This window comes from Carbonatibacter coralli (assembly GCF_039592655.1).
Taxonomy (GTDB): Bacteria; Pseudomonadota; Alphaproteobacteria; order Kiloniellales; family Kiloniellaceae; genus Carbonatibacter; species Carbonatibacter coralli.
Genome location: NZ_JBBUTJ010000003.1, coordinates 13,235 through 28,067 on the forward strand (window position 1 = coordinate 13,235; position 14,833 = coordinate 28,067).

Consider the following 14,833-nt stretch of genomic DNA (forward strand, 5'->3'; position numbering starts at 1 on the left):
GATCTTCTTCAGGTAATCTTCATTCATGTTTGATATTGCACGTCACATCTTTCAACAGCCTCCTGTTTCCTTGAGCAGACCACTTTTCAGACGGGTTGCCGGTATGGCCCTGATCGCAACGGCCCTGTCGGGGTGTGCGGAAATCGAGCTGATCAGTCACACGACCAAAAAGGTGGCAAACAGCGTTTCCACGGACAGGGCAATCGGGGAAGGCGGTTATTACAAGGTTGGCAAGCCCTATCAGATCAAGGGGCAGTGGTACTATCCGGCTGTTGATTACGACTATGTCGAAACGGGTGTGGCCTCCTGGTACGGTCCGGGCTTTCACGGAAAACAGACGGCCAACGGAGAGATTTTTGACGAGAATGCCCTGACGGCTGCTCACCGCACCTTGCCAATGCCATCCTTTGTACGGGTTACAAACCTTGACAATGGCCGTGTTCTGACTCTGAGGGTCAATGATCGTGGGCCTTTTGCGCACAATCGCATTATTGATGTTTCAAAACGCGCGGCAGAGCTGCTTGGTTTCCGCTTGCAGGGAACGGCGAAGGTGCGCGTCGAGATCATGCCGGAAGAAAGCAGACAGATCGCATCCCTTGCCCAGGGCGGACAGCCTGAAGGACTGAAACCCAATCAGCCTGCCAGCCAGGTTGTTGCCAATCGTGAGTCGACAACAATTGTCAATGAGGAACTGTCAGCACCGGTTGAGAAGGTCAAGGTTGAGGGGCTGACAGAACTGGAACCCTTGCCATCCGGCACTGTTTCGTCGTCCGATTCAGTTGCTTCAACTGCACCGCAGAGCTCTGCGCGAACGCTTGAGAGCACGCTCCCGGCCAACGATGGCGTGGTGACCCGGGTGCCTGTCGGGAAGGCGGATTTCTTTGTGCAGGCGGGCGCTTTCAGCAAGGTGCACAACGCCTACAGGCTTCAGGCAAGACTGTCTTCACTCGGCAACACCTCGGTAACCGAGATCAAATCGGGTGAGCGTATCTTTTACCGTGTTCGTGTCGGACCGCTCAATTCGGTAGAGGAGGCTGACAATATGCTGGCCCTTCTGAGAAACAACGGTTTTGATGATTCCAGGATTGTTATTGATCAATAGGACTGCTTCAAAGCAGCAACCACTGTTTTTTCGTCGTTCCTAGCATATTTTCGGCTTATTTCGCTTTTATAGATAGTCAGACTTTTACCAACCGCAGTTCAAAAGGCTTCTTCCATGCAATCTCGTTCTTTCCGTTCCGCCCTCCGTACAGTGGTCTGTGGCAGTGTGATGGCTGCACTGCTTGTTCCGGGTGTATCGCAGGCGTTGGAAACCAAAGCGCGTGAAGCCTATATCATGGACTATGACACCAAGACGGTGCTCCTGAGCAAGGATGCATCCCGTCCGATGCCTCCTGCATCCATGAGCAAGATCATGACCGCTTTTATGGTTTTTGAACGTTTGCAGGATGGGCGCCTGAGCCTGGATGACAAGCTGCCTGTCAGTGAAAAGGCCTGGCGCAAGGGCGGTTCGAAGATGTTTGTCGAGGTTGGCGATGAAATTGCCATTCGGGATCTGTTGCGGGGGATTATTGTCCAGTCCGGAAACGATGCCTGTATTGTTGTTGCAGAAGGACTGGCCGGATCCGAGGATGCCTTCGCCGAACTGATGACCGAGAAGGCCCGTGAGCTGGGACTGGAAAACAGCACCTTTGCCAACGCAACAGGATGGCCCGACCCCAATCAGCGCATGGCTGCGGAAGACCTGGCAAAGCTTGCGGATATTATCATCACGCGCTTTCCGGAATACTATCATATCTTCTCCGAAGCTTCCTTTACCTGGTCCGGTATCGAGCAGAACAACAGAAACCCGCTTCTGTACCGCAACATTGGTTCTGACGGCCTGAAAACCGGACACACGGAAGAAGCTGGCTATGGTCTGACCTCCTCGGCTGTTCAGGGAGACCGCCGGATTGTCATGGTTGTGAACGGTCTGGGCTCTACCAAGGAACGGGCTGAAGAGTCTGTGCGCTTGATGTCATGGGCTTTTCGCGAGTTTGACAACTTTGACCTCCTGAAGGCCGGAGAAATCGTCGAAGAGGCTCCGGTCTGGCTGGGTACGGAAAAAACGGTTGGTCTCAGTCCGGAGCGCGATCTGGTTCTCACTCTGCCAAAATCAGCCAAGAGTACAATGACTGCAACAGTTGTTTATGAAGGCCCCATCCAGACGCCGATCGAGCAGGGGCAGCGTCTTGGGCTGATCAGGATTGAAGCTGAAGGGCTGGAGCCAACCGAGGTGCCTCTGGTTGCCACCCGGTCTGTTGATCGCCAGGGTGGGTTCGGGCGCATCGTCTCAGCCTTGAACTTTCTGATTTTTGGCCAGCCCTGATGCTGGTTTCCGGCAATATGAAGCTCTTTGGGTGATGTGATGAGTAGGGAAAAACGCAAGGGGCTTTTCATCTCCTTTGAAGGAGGGGAAGGCGCAGGCAAGACAACGCAGATCAAACGCGTTGTTGACTGGTTGAATGAGCAGGGCATCGTGACCGTTCAGACCCGTGAACCCGGTGGAACGCCCGGAGCCGAGGAAATCAGGGCACTTGTGCTGAAGGGAGAAAGCAATCGCTGGACCCCGAAAACAGAGGCCATGTTGATGTATGCAGCGCGTCAGGAACACGTCGAGAAGGTGATCAAGCCTGCTCTTGAGCGTGGTGAAGTGGTGGTTTGCGACCGTTTTTCTGACTCCAGTATGGCCTATCAGGGAGTGGGGCACGGACTGGGGCTGGAAAAGCTTGCGGAACTCGATCATTGGGTTCTGGGTGACTTCAAGCCGGATATAACACTTTTGCTGGACATTCCGGTGAAGGTCGGGCTGGAGCGTACAACCCGGCGCAGTGGTGACGAGGTGCGCTTTGAAGGCATGGCAATCGAGTTTCATGAGCGCTTGCGTGAAGGTTTTCTGAGTATTGCAGCTTCAGACCCCGAGCGCTGCAAGGTGATCGATGCACAGCAGTCTGCTGATACAGTCACGAAAGAGATCCTCGAACTGCTGGAGCCTGTCTTCCTGTCCAGAAAAGACGATCTCGCTTCGGGGACTGTGTAGTCATGGCTGCGGGCAGTTCTCTTCAGACAGATGAACAGGGCGATCTTCATCCGCGTCTGAGTACGCGGCTTTTGGGGCATGAAGAGGCCGAGGCCGTTCTCCTGAGAGCCTATTCATCGGGAAGATTGCCCCATGCCTGGATGTTTACCGGCCCAAAGGGGGTGGGAAAGGCAACGCTTGCCTATCGTTTTGCAAGGTTCCTTTTGCATGAGACGACCTCTGAACCGGATATTTTCGGCGGTATGATGCCGGAGGAAAATCTGGAGCCCGCCGAAGGGCTTGGAACACTTGCAGACAGTGCCATCAACCACAGGATAACAGCAGGTGGCCATGGTGATCTTGTTGTTCTGGAGCGCTCTCCTGACGACAAGGGGAAGATGCGTTCTGTTATCCCTGTTGATGATGTCCGCAAGATTGTCGACTTTTCCCACAAAACCTCTGCCGAAGGAGGATGGCGTGTCGTCATCGTTGATTCTCTAGATGATATGAACGTCAATGCTGTCAATGCCTTGTTGAAAGTTCTTGAGGAACCACCTGAAAAAACGGTGCTGCTTCTTGTCTGTCACAATCCGGGGGCTGTTCTTCAGACCATTCACTCCCGCTGCTGTCATCTGGCGCTGCAGTCACTGGAGACAGATCTTGTGGCCGAGATGCTGGGCGGCTTTGTGGAGGATATCGATTCTGTAGATGCCGAGGTGCTGGCCGCCCTGTCTGAAGGAGCACCGGGCAAGGCCTTGAGACTCTGGGAGACAGGGGGGCTTGATCTCTATCGCTCCATGATCGATCTCGTTCAAAGGTTACCGGCGCTCGATACTGCGGCGCTCTATGCCTTTGCCGATTTGCTGGCTTCACCGGCCCGACCGGAAGCCTTTAGAACGGGAATGGAGCTTTATCTCTGGTGGATTGGCCGTGTGATCAACATGCAGGCATCCGGTCGCGATCTTCATCCCATTCTTGAAGGTGAACTGGAATTGATGAGGGCTGTCGGGCAAAGAAGTTCTCTTGAAGATTGGTTGAAGCTCTGGGATAAGACTTCAGAACTGACAACAAAGGCCGAGCGCATAAATCTGGACAAAAAACAGATTGTCCTGACAGCGCTCGCTGACTTAAAAGCACTGGTAAGTTGATTCTTTATCGGCAAGTCCAGTGCCTGTGATGCCTATGCTTTGGAGCAAACCATGACATCTTCTTCCGGGAAGCAGCGTTATTACATTACGACTCCCATCTATTATGTAAATGACAAGCCACACATCGGCCATGCCTACACAACGCTGGCCTGTGATGTTCTGGCACGTTTCAAGCGCCTTGACGGTTACGAGACACATTTCCTGACAGGCACGGACGAGCACGGGCAGAAGGTTGAAAAGTCTGCTGAAAAGGCCGGAGTGGACCCTCAGACCTTTACAGATCAGGTTTCACAAAACTTCCGTGATTTGACTGCAGGCTTTGGTTTTTCGCAGGACGATTTCATCCGCACAACCGAGGAACGTCACAAAAAAGCCTGTCAGGCTCTCTGGAAACGCCTTGAGGAGAAAGGCTTTATCTACCTGGGGGGCTATGAAGGCTGGTATGCGGTTCGTGATGAAGCCTTCTACACCGAAACCGAACTGGTGGAAGGGCCGAATGGGCAAAAACTGGCTCCGACAGGTGCCGAGGTTGAGTGGGTGGAGGAACCATCCTATTTCTTCAAGCTTTCCGCCTTCACCGAGAAGCTTCTGGAGCATTATGAAACCAATCCTGATTTCATTGGCCCGTCCAGTCGTCGCAACGAAGTGATCTCCTTTGTCAAAGGTGGTTTGCGTGATCTTTCCATCAGCCGTACAACCTTCAAGTGGGGCGTCCCTGTACCGGGCAATGACGAACACATCATGTATGTCTGGCTGGATGCCCTGACAAACTACATGACTGCGGTGGGATATCCCGACGTTGAAAGCGGAATCTATCAGAAATTCTGGCCGGCAGACCTGCATATGGTGGGCAAGGATATCCTGCGCTTCCATGCCGTTTACTGGCCTGCCTTCCTGATGGCCGCAGATCTTCCCTTGCCAAAGCGGGTTTTTGCACACGGCTGGTGGACAAATGAAGGTCAGAAGATTTCAAAGTCCCTGGGCAATGTCATTGATCCCTTTGCGCTCAAGGACGAATTCGGCCTGGATCAGGTGCGTTATTTCATGCTGCGTGAAGTGCCTTTTGGGAATGACGGGGATTATTCCCGCCACCAGATGATCCAGCGCATCAACAGTGATCTGGCGAATGATATCGGCAATCTGTCCCAGCGTGTGCTGTCCATGATTTTCAAGAACTGCGATGCGCAAATCCCGACACCGGGGGCTTATACCGAAGCAGATCAGGCCCTGTTACAGCAGGCCGAAGCCCTTTTGCCCGCTCTGCGTGATCATTTCGACAGGCAAAGCTTCCACAAGGGGCTGGAGCAGGTGTGGGATGTCATTTCTGCAGCAAACCGCTATGTGGACGAGCAGGCTCCCTGGGGTCTCAAGAAAACCGATCCGGAGCGCATGAAGACAGTGCTCTATGTGCTGGCAGATGTCATCCGGCAAATCGCCATTCTGGTACAGCCTGTGATGCCGGAATCAATGGACAGAATGCTCTCCCAAATGGGCGTGGATCCGGAAAAAAGAAGCTTTGCAGACATTGGTCTTTCCCTGCAGTCCGGATATGCGCTGGAAAAACCTGTCGGGGTCTTCCCGCGCTTTGTGGAAGAAGAGGCCTGAGCCCCTTCATTGAAAGTCATACCTTTTTCACGGCTCTGCCATGAAAAGAAGTGATCGGGTTTTGCATTGCAAAAAAGATCAATTCGATATAGAGCCTTGATGGAATGAAAGAGACGGGGCGGCCTCAGGCTGTCCCTCTTTTTGCCTGCGACACTTCTAGAGGATGCCCCATGCTTGTGGACTCCCATTGTCATCTGGATTACTTCCTGCGCGATGGCGATCTCAACGACGCCCTCCAGCGTGCGAGAGAAGCTGAAGTCGGATGTATGGTCACGATCGGGACACGTATTTCCACTTTTGATACAGTCCTGTCCATTGCAGAAAATCATTCCGATATTTTCTGTACAGTCGGTGTGCATCCGAACGAGGCCGGGGATGAGGGGCTTTCCTCTCCGGATGTTCTGATCGAACGTTCACAGCACCCCCGGGTTGTCGGTTTGGGCGAAAGTGGTCTGGATTACCATTATGACCACGCGCCCCGTGAAAAACAGGCTGTCAGCTTTCGCGCCCATATCGAAGCTGCTCGGGAAACGGGTTTGCCTCTGGTCGTTCACACGCGTGATGCAGACGAAGACACCGTCGCAATCATGCGGGAGGAATACGAGAAGGGTGAATATCCGGCTGTTATCCACTGCTTTACAGCCGGACGGGATCTGGCCATGGCCTCGCTGGAAATGGGTTTTTATATCTCGCTTTCCGGTGTTTTGACCTTCAAAAGTGGTCAGCCGATCCGTGACATTGTCAGGGATGTTCCGATGGATCGTTTGCTTGTGGAAACCGACAGTCCCTATCTTGCGCCCATTCCTTTCAGGGGAAAGCGTAATGAACCATCCTATGTACAACACACAGCGCGCGTGCTGGCTGAAGTAAAGTCTGTCAGTGAGGAAGAAATTAGCAGACAGACGACGGAAAACTTTTTCCGTCTTTTCAGCAAGGCATCGACAGGCACAGTCTGAACGACAGCTGTGGTGGGGAACAGAAAAGAATGAAAGTAACACTACTCGGTTGCGGTGGATCTGGCGGAGTTCCTATCTGCTCTGGCGTGCCAGGCGGAAACTGGGGGAACTGTAACCCGGACAATCCCAAAAACCGTCGTCGCCGTGTCTCTATTCTGGTGGAGGGCAAAGGGCAGACCATTCTGGTCGATACCGGTCCTGACTTGCGCCAGCAACTGATTGATACCGATGCCGAGTTCATCGATGCAGTTCTGTACACGCATGATCACGCCGATCATACGCATGGCCTCGATGAACTGCGCTATATGTCCTACAAGGCGGGTGGAGCCATTGATGCCTTTATGGATGAAACCGTCCGTGAAAGCCTGACGCAGCGTTTTCCCTATGCCTTTTGTTCCTCGGCCAATCCGGAAAGCCAGTATCCGGCTATGCTCAAGGATCATCTGATTGATGGCCCCTTCATGGTGGGAGACATTGAAGTGATCCCCTTTGTTCAGAACCACGGGGAAATCAATTCGATGGGCTATCGCTTTGGCGATATTGCCTATTCAACAGATGTTGTGGAACTTGATGAACGCGCCTTTGAAACCCTGGCCGGTGTCAAGTACTGGATTGTTGACTGCCTGCGTTATGATCCCCATCCAAGCCACGCTCATTTTGACAAAACCATGGAATGGATTGAACGGGTCAAACCCAAAAAGGCAATCCTGACGCACATGAACCAGCAGGTTGACTATGATGACCTGCTGTCGAAATGCCCGGAAGGTGTTGAACCCGGTTATGACGGCATGGTGATTGCCTGCGGTGATGACTGCGCATAGTTGATAAAACAGCGGGGGCCAGGGCCCCCGTTTTCTATTCCGGCACCTGTTCGTCGCGCACAACAATTGTCCCGTGAAGGGTCTTGTGAACGGGGCACTTGTGGGCAATTTCCATCAGGCGGGCCTGCTGGCTCTGGTCAAGCGGGCCGCTCAGGGCAATCCTGCGTTCTATGACATCCAGCTGTTTTGTCTTTTTGCCATCATCGCAGTTATCGGCGCAGTCATCCAGATGTTCCCTGTGATGGGACAGTTCGACCCTTACGTCCTCCAGGGGCCAGTTCTTGCGTCCGGCATACATGCGGATTGTCATTGAAGTGCAGGCCCCAAGAGAGGCCAGCAGCATCTCGTAGGGGTCAGGCCCCAGATTTTCACCTCCCATGGCTTCGGGTTCATCAGCCAGCCACTGGTGATGATCTGTTGTAACCTTGCGTGTGAAGGCCCTGTTTTCCTCTTCAACCAGAACCTGTCCGCTTTTAACCGCAGGGCGCTTGTCCCGTTCTTTCACGTCCAGATAGCGTTCGGCCCAGGCTGCAATTGTGTTGGCAACATAGTTCGCATCGGCCTTCCGGGTGAGCAGATGGTCAGCATTGTCCAGGGAGACAAAGCTTTTGGGGTGGGAGGCCGCTTTGAAAATCTTGCGGGCTTCATCAATATTGACTGTTGTGTCATGAGGCGAATGAAAGACCAGCAGAGCCTTGTTCATGGTCCGGATTTTTGTCTTCAGACTGTGGGAGGAAATGTCATCCAGAAACTGCTTGCGAATGTTGAAGGTTCTGGGGCCGAGTTTGACAGGGGCTGACCCCTGTTCTTCAATGGCGGCCATTTCCTTTTCCAGATGATGCAGAACATGATCGGGAGAGGCGGGAGCGCCGATTGTCACAACAGCACGAACATCCGGAAGATACCCGGAGGCTGCGAGAACCGCGGCACCACCCAGACTGTGGCCGATGAGCAGCATGGCCGGTTCGTAACTGTCCTTCAGAACACCTGCCGCAGCGACAAGATCCTGCACGTTGGTTGTGAAGTTGGTGTTGCCAAAATCGCCTTCACTGTCACCCAGCCCGGTAAAGTCAAATCTCAGGACTGCAAAGCCCTGATCGACAAGGGCTTTTGAAATGCGTGATGCTGCTGCAATGTCCTTGCCACAGGAAAAACAGTGCGCAAAGAGCGCATAGCCCCGGGGTTTCCCCTGCACGGGTTTTTCAAGTGCACCGGCCAGTTGTTCTCCCCCGTGGCCTGTAAAGGTCAGCTTTTCTCTTTGCATGATTTCTCCCGTCTGACTGCCTTGCTGGTTGTTGTTATGGATATGGTAACAGCTTTCTGACTTAAAAGCTTTTTACGTCAAATGAACTTTTGCCGGAGCATTTTCAAATAAGGCCCTGTTGAAGCATTGCAGGGCAGATGTACGGGTGCTAATGTCCGCTCGAAGTCTGCCATGCCAGAGTCTGTCATGGCGTCAACGTGAACCTTTTGAAAATGGAACGGGATTCATGTCTGTTGATAAGGCAACGGTTGCGAAGATCGCCAAACTGGCGCGCATCCGTGTAGAAGAGGACAAGCAGGAAGCTCTGTCTGACGAGCTGAGCAAGATCCTTGATTGGGTCGAGCAACTTTCCGAAATCGATACCGATGGTGTGGAGCCGATGACATCCGTCGTTGAAATGTTCCAGCCGCAGCGTACTGACGAGGTCAATGATGGCGGTTATGCCAAACGTGTGACCAGCAATGCGCCAGAATCCGCGCACGATTTCTATGCCGTTCCCAAGGTGGTTGAATAATGACCAAGTTGACACATCTGAGCATTTCCGAAGCTCTGGAAGGCCTTGAAAAAGGTGATTTTAACGCTGTCGAACTGACAGAGGCACATATCGCGGCAATGGATGAACTGCGCGATTTGAACGCCTTCATTACCGAAACACCCGAAAAAGCCCGTGAAATGGCTGCCGCGTCCGATGCGCGCCGTGCAAAGGGTGAAGCCGGTGTGATGGAGGGGATTCCGATCGCAATGAAGGATCTCTTCTGTACCGAAGGTGTTCTGACTACTGCTGCCTCCCACATCCTTGACGGCTTCAAGCCGGAGTATGAATCAACCGTTTCTGCAAACCTGTGGAACTCCGGTGCGATCATGCTGGGCAAGGCAAACCTCGACGAGTTTGCGATGGGGTCTGCGAATATCACATCCTATTATGGCTCTGTGAAAAATCCGTGGAAGCGCGAAGGGGATGACACCACGCTGGTTCCGGGCGGCTCTTCCGGTGGCTCTGCTGCTTCTGTTGCAGCGCGCGTTGCCATGGCAGCAACAGGTACCGATACTGGCGGTTCCATCCGCCAGCCGGCATCCTTTACCGGTATTGTCGGGCTGAAGCCGACCTATGGTCGCTGCTCCCGCTGGGGAACAGTGGCTTTTGCGTCCTCTCTTGATCAGGCCGGACCGATGACCCGGACCGTTCGTGATGCTGCGATCATGCTGGAAGCGATGGCCGGATATGATGCCAAGGATTCCACATCTGTTGATCGGGCTGTACCAAGCTACAAGGACGCCATTTCCGGTGATATCCGTGGTTTGAAAATCGGTATTCCAAAGGAATATCGCATGGATGGCATGCCCGAAGAGATCGTGAAAATCTGGGATCAGGGGATCGCCTGGCTGAAGGATGCGGGTGCAGAGATCGTTGATATCTCCCTGCCGCACACAAAATACGCCCTGCCTGTCTATTACATTGTTGCTCCTGCCGAGTGTTCTTCCAACCTCGCGCGCTATGATGGTGTGCGTTATGGCCTGCGTGTTGAAGGCAGTTCCCTGGATGAAATGTACGAGAACACCCGTGGTGAAGGCTTTGGTGACGAGGTTCAGCGCCGTATTCTGATCGGAACCTATGTTCTGTCTGCCGGTTATTATGATGCCTATTACAACAAGGCGCGTCGCATCCGTACGCTGATTGCACAGGATTTCCAGAAGGCCTATGACAGTGGTGTCGATGCCATTCTGACGCCAACAGCACCGTCTGCAGCCTTTGGTGTGGGGGAAAATCAGGATGATCCGCTGGCCATGTACCTGAACGACGTCTTTACGGTGCCGGCTTCCCTGGCGGGTCTGCCCGGTATCTCTGTTCCCGCCGGTCTGTCCTCACAGGGCACACCGCTTGGTCTGCAACTGATCGGCCGTCCCTTCGACGAAGGAACCGTTGTGAAAATTGCTGATGTCATGGAAAAGGCTGCGGGCTTTACAGCTCTGCCGCAACTGATTGCCGGGGGCAAATAAGATGAGCTATCGTATCAAAGGCCAAACGGGTGAATGGGAAGTTGTGATCGGTATGGAAGTCCATGCCCAGGTGACATCCCGGTCCAAACTCTTCTCCGGTGCGTCCACGAAATTCGGTGCTGATCCGAACGACAATGTTTCCCTTGTTGATGCTGCGATGCCGGGCATGCTTCCTGTCCTGAACAAACAGGCTGTGCGTCAGGCTGTGCGGACAGGTCTGGGCCTGAAGGCAGCGATCAACCTGAAATCAGTTTTCGAGCGCAAGAACTACTTCTATGCGGATCTTCCACAGGGCTATCAGATTTCCCAGTATCTGGAGCCGATTGTGGGAGAGGGGACACTGATCCTTGATCTGGATGATGGCGCAACCCGGGAAGTCGGAATCGAGCGTCTGCACCTTGAGCAGGATGCGGGCAAGTCCATTCACGACCAGCACCCGACAATGTCCTACATTGACCTGAACCGTTCAGGCGTTGCCCTGATGGAAATCGTCTCCAAACCGGACCTTCGCTCTCCGGAAGAGGCCGGGGCCTATCTGCGCAAGCTGCGGTCTATCCTGCGCTATCTGGGAACCTGTGATGGCAACATGGACGAAGGCTCCATGCGTGCGGATGTCAACGTTTCTGTTCGCAAGCCGGGTGACGAATTCGGTACGCGTACAGAAACCAAGAACGTTAACTCCATCCGCTTTGTACAGCAGGTTGTGGAGTATGAAGCCAAGCGTCAGATCAAACTGATCGAGGACGGGGGCGAGGTTGTTCAGGAAACCCGCCTGTTTGATCCCTCCAATGGCACAACACGTTCAATGCGCAGCAAGGAAGAGGCACATGACTACCGCTACTTCCCCGATCCGGATCTGCTGCCACTGGTGATCGAACAGTCCTTTATTGATGAACTCAGCTCTGATTTGCCGGAGCTTCCGGATGACAAGAAAGACCGCTTCATCAAGGATCTTGGCTTGCCGGCCTATGATGCTTCCGTGCTGGTTGCCGACCGCGAAAGGGCCGAGTTCTTCGAGGTGGTTGCCAAGGGACGTGATGCCAAGCTTGCTTCCAACTGGATGATCGGTGATTTCTTCGGAGCTTTGAACAAGAACAATCTGGAGCTTGCTGATTCCCCGATCTCTGCCGAGCAGCTTGGTGGCCTTGTCGGTTTGATTTCCGACAACACGATTTCCGGTCGTATTGCAAAGGACGTCTTTGAAATCATGTGGGAAACCGGCAGGGATGCCGACGTGATCGTTGAGGAAAAAGGTCTGAAGCAGATCACGGATACAGGCGCAATCGAAGCTGCCATCGACGACATTATCGCCAACAACCCCCAACAGGTTGAGCAGTTCAAGGGCGGCAATGAAAAGCTGATCGGCTGGTTTGTTGGTCAAACCATGAAAGCCACTGGCGGCAAGGCCAATCCCGGTATGGTCAACCAGCTGCTGAAGAAGAAACTGGCTGACTAGGTTTGGTCTTTCCGGGCATTTGATCCGTCCGAAAGAATTGAAAAAGCTCTGAACAGATTGTCCTGTTCAGAGCTTTTTTGTTGTAGATTTCCATGAAAGACCCCATTTTGTAATGCAAAACAGATAGAAAAGAACAAGGCAGGCTTCTGCTTGAAGTTTACGGGGAATTTGAAAATGTTTGATCTCTATAGCTGGGCAACCCCAAATGGTCACAAGGTGCACATTATGCTTGAAGAGCTGGATGTGCCCTACACGGTTCATGCTGTAGATATCGGTGCAGGTGACCAGTTTCAGCCGGACTTCCTGAAAATTTCGCCAAACAACAAAATTCCTGCTCTTGTTGATTCTGACGGTCCTGATGGAAAGCCGTTCCATATCTTTGAGTCCGGTGCCATTCTTTATTATCTGGCCCGGAAATATGATCGTTTCCTGCCTCAGGAACCGCTTGAACATTACCGGGTGATGGAGTGGCTGATGTTCCAGATGGGGGGCGTTGGTCCCATGCTGGGACAGGCCCATCATTTCAGGATCTATGCCCCGGAAAAGATCCAGTATGCGATTGAGCGTTACAGCCGTGAAGCCCGAAGGCTCTATGGTGTAATCGACACGCAGCTTGAACGGTCAGAGTATCTGGCAGGGGATGAATACTCCATTGCTGATATCGCAACCTTCCCCTGGATCAGAAGTCACGAGAAACAGGGGATTGATCTGGAAGACTTTCCGAAGCTGAAGGTCTGGTTTGACAGGATTGAGGCCCGCCCGGCGGTACAGGAGGGTGTCAGGGTTCTGACTGACCTCAGACAGGATTACACCGCTGACAGGGACCGCTGGGAAAACATGTTCGGTTCGGGACAGGACAGATAAAAGGAAAAAGGCCGTATCAGACGGCCTTTTCTTTAACAGGCTTAAAAATCGGACGGTGCGCCGCCTTCTTCCTTTCGCTTTGCGACAAAACTCTCGAGTTCCTCGCGAATGGCTTCATCCATCGGTGGCGGACTGTAGTCCTCAAGGATTTGCTTGTAGAGCCTGTTGGCCCGCAACGTCGCATCCGGAGAACCGCCTTCTGTCCAGCTCTCGTAATTCCTCCAGTCACTAACCATCGGATTGTAAAAGGCCGTTTGGTAACGTTCCTGGGTGTGTGCTGTTCCGAAGAAATGACCACCCGGACCAACTTCGCGAATGGCTTCCAGGGCAAAGGCATCATCCGATGTATCAACAGGCATCAGGTATTCGGCCATTCCCTGCAGGATTTCGGCATCGATAATCATTTTCTCGAAAGAGGCACTCAGGCCACCTTCCAGCCACCCTGCGCCGTGCATGATGTACTGGCTTCCGCCCATGACAGCGCCCCAGACCGCCATCATGCTCTCATAGGCCGCCTGTGCATCTGTGGCATTGGAGGCGTTGACATTGGAGGAGCGGAACGGGAGACCGTAATAGCGGGCGAGCTGTCCGGAAATCTGGGCTGCGCGGGTGTATTCAGGCGTTCCAAAGGCAGGGGCGCCGGACTTCATGTCGACATTGGAGGTAAAGCCGCCATAGACGACAGGAGCACCGGCCCGGACAGTCTGGGCAAAACACAAACCGGCGAGAGCTTCCGCGTTTTGCTGTGCAATGGCCCCGGCAATGGTGACAGGAGCCATTGCGCCCGCCAGTGTAAAGGGAGTCAGCACGATGCACTGGTTCGCTTTTGACATTTCAATAATGCCGGTCAACATGGGTTCATCCAGTTGAAGGGGGGAATTCGAGTTGATGATGGTGCTCAGGCTCGGTTCTGCTTCCAACTGGTCTCTGGAGATACCCCGGGCTATACGGGTCAGTTCAATCGCATCCAGATTGCGCTGTCTGCCAAGTGAATAGCAGGTCGCAACCTTGTCAGAGAGTGTTGCAATATCAAAAAGGCAATCCAGATGACGCACGGAAGGGTGAATATCCACAGGCTCAACCGGGTATCCGCCAAAAAAATGTACAATATTCAGACTTTGGCCAAGTTTGATGAACTTTCTGTAGTCTTCCTGATTGCCCGCCCTGCGTCCGTTGTCGATATCTGTGACATTCGGAGCAGAAGCCACTGTGGTAAAGTTCACAGCATTGCCGCCAATGGTCAGGTTCCGTTCCGGATTGCGGGCATGAAGGGTGAAAACAGACGGAGCCAGAGCGATCTTTTCTCGGACAAACTCCCGGTCCAGATAGACCTTTTTGGTGTCCTCATCAATTTTCAGACCTTCCTTGCGCAGAATGTCCCGTGCTTCATCCAGAAGAAAGACAATGCCGATGTCTTCGAGAATGCGCATGCTGGCGTCATGAATGCGTTCAATCTGTGTCTTGTCAAGGACCCTGATCGGGTCATAGGGATTGGTGACATGACGCCAGGGGAGTTGAGAGAAACCGCCAGCCTGTCGTTTTTCGCGTCTGTTGCGTCTGCTGGTTCTGGGTTTTTCGGTGTTCTCGACAGTCATGATTCTGTGCTTTCGGAATGAGTGTTTCTGACCCTTATTCTTTATTCCGGGAGGGAAAGCGACAAGCT

General features: G+C 53.2%; 13 protein-coding genes. 11 read left to right on the forward strand and 2 right to left on the reverse strand.

Annotated features, from left to right (window positions below; genetic code table 11):
* Positions 1–25: 25 nt before the first annotated feature.
* The 7 genes from AAAH10_RS08515 (at position 26) to AAAH10_RS08545 (ending at position 7,588) form a co-directional block, all read left to right on the forward strand.
* The gene (locus tag AAAH10_RS08515) at positions 26–1,102 is read left to right on the forward strand and encodes a septal ring lytic transglycosylase RlpA family protein (RefSeq protein WP_343562535.1); all 1,077 of its coding nucleotides are present in this window, start codon (positions 26–28) and stop codon (positions 1,100–1,102) included.
* Between the two features lie 114 nt (positions 1,103–1,216).
* The gene (locus tag AAAH10_RS08520) at positions 1,217–2,368 is read left to right on the forward strand and encodes a D-alanyl-D-alanine carboxypeptidase family protein (protein WP_343562537.1); all 1,152 of its coding nucleotides are present in this window, start codon (positions 1,217–1,219) and stop codon (positions 2,366–2,368) included.
* A gap of 39 nt (positions 2,369–2,407) precedes the next feature.
* Complete coding sequence (gene tmk / locus AAAH10_RS08525) at positions 2,408–3,079, forward strand: dTMP kinase (protein ID WP_343562538.1); 672 nt, start codon at positions 2,408–2,410, stop codon at positions 3,077–3,079.
* Positions 3,080–3,081: 2 nt separating this feature from the next.
* Positions 3,082–4,206, forward strand: a complete 1,125-nt coding sequence (locus AAAH10_RS08530) for a DNA polymerase III subunit delta' (protein ID WP_343562540.1) — start codon at positions 3,082–3,084, stop codon at positions 4,204–4,206.
* Between the two features lie 51 nt (positions 4,207–4,257).
* Positions 4,258–5,811 (forward strand): methionine--tRNA ligase, encoded by a 1,554-nt coding sequence (gene metG / locus AAAH10_RS08535; protein ID WP_343562541.1) that lies wholly within the window; start codon positions 4,258–4,260, stop codon positions 5,809–5,811.
* Between the two features lie 170 nt (positions 5,812–5,981).
* Complete coding sequence (locus AAAH10_RS08540; protein WP_343562543.1) at positions 5,982–6,767, forward strand: TatD family hydrolase; 786 nt, start codon at positions 5,982–5,984, stop codon at positions 6,765–6,767.
* A 29-nt stretch (positions 6,768–6,796) separates the two neighbouring features.
* Positions 6,797–7,588 (forward strand): MBL fold metallo-hydrolase, encoded by a 792-nt coding sequence (locus AAAH10_RS08545; RefSeq protein WP_343562545.1) that lies wholly within the window; start codon positions 6,797–6,799, stop codon positions 7,586–7,588.
* Between the two features lie 34 nt (positions 7,589–7,622).
* On the opposite strand, the gene AAAH10_RS08550 is transcribed toward AAAH10_RS08545, so the two are convergent.
* Positions 7,623–8,852, reverse strand: coding sequence for a bifunctional alpha/beta hydrolase/OsmC family protein (locus AAAH10_RS08550; protein ID WP_343562547.1), 1,230 nt, complete (start codon positions 8,850–8,852; stop codon positions 7,623–7,625).
* 226 nt (positions 8,853–9,078) lie between these two features.
* On the opposite strand from AAAH10_RS08550, the gene gatC reads away from it, so the two are divergent.
* The 4 genes from gatC (at position 9,079) to AAAH10_RS08570 (ending at position 13,170) form a co-directional block, all read left to right on the forward strand.
* Complete coding sequence (gene gatC, locus AAAH10_RS08555) at positions 9,079–9,366, forward strand: Asp-tRNA(Asn)/Glu-tRNA(Gln) amidotransferase subunit GatC (protein WP_343562549.1); 288 nt, start codon at positions 9,079–9,081, stop codon at positions 9,364–9,366.
* Positions 9,366–10,850 (forward strand): Asp-tRNA(Asn)/Glu-tRNA(Gln) amidotransferase subunit GatA, encoded by a 1,485-nt coding sequence (gatA, locus tag AAAH10_RS08560; RefSeq protein ID WP_343562551.1) that lies wholly within the window; start codon positions 9,366–9,368, stop codon positions 10,848–10,850. The genes gatC and gatA overlap by 1 nt, the downstream gene beginning before the upstream one ends.
* A 1-nt stretch (position 10,851) precedes the next feature.
* Positions 10,852–12,306 carry an Asp-tRNA(Asn)/Glu-tRNA(Gln) amidotransferase subunit GatB gene (gene gatB, locus AAAH10_RS08565; RefSeq protein ID WP_343562553.1) on the forward strand — a complete coding sequence of 485 codons (1,455 nt, stop codon included), beginning with the start codon at positions 10,852–10,854 and terminating at the stop codon, positions 12,304–12,306.
* A 174-nt stretch (positions 12,307–12,480) separates the two neighbouring features.
* Positions 12,481–13,170 carry a glutathione binding-like protein gene (locus AAAH10_RS08570; RefSeq protein WP_343562555.1) on the forward strand — a complete coding sequence of 230 codons (690 nt, stop codon included), beginning with the start codon at positions 12,481–12,483 and terminating at the stop codon, positions 13,168–13,170.
* 41 nt (positions 13,171–13,211) lie between these two features.
* On the opposite strand, the gene AAAH10_RS08575 is transcribed toward AAAH10_RS08570, so the two are convergent.
* Complete coding sequence (locus tag AAAH10_RS08575; protein WP_343562557.1) at positions 13,212–14,765, reverse strand: trimethylamine methyltransferase family protein; 1,554 nt, start codon at positions 14,763–14,765, stop codon at positions 13,212–13,214.
* Positions 14,766–14,833: the final 68 nt, after the last annotated feature.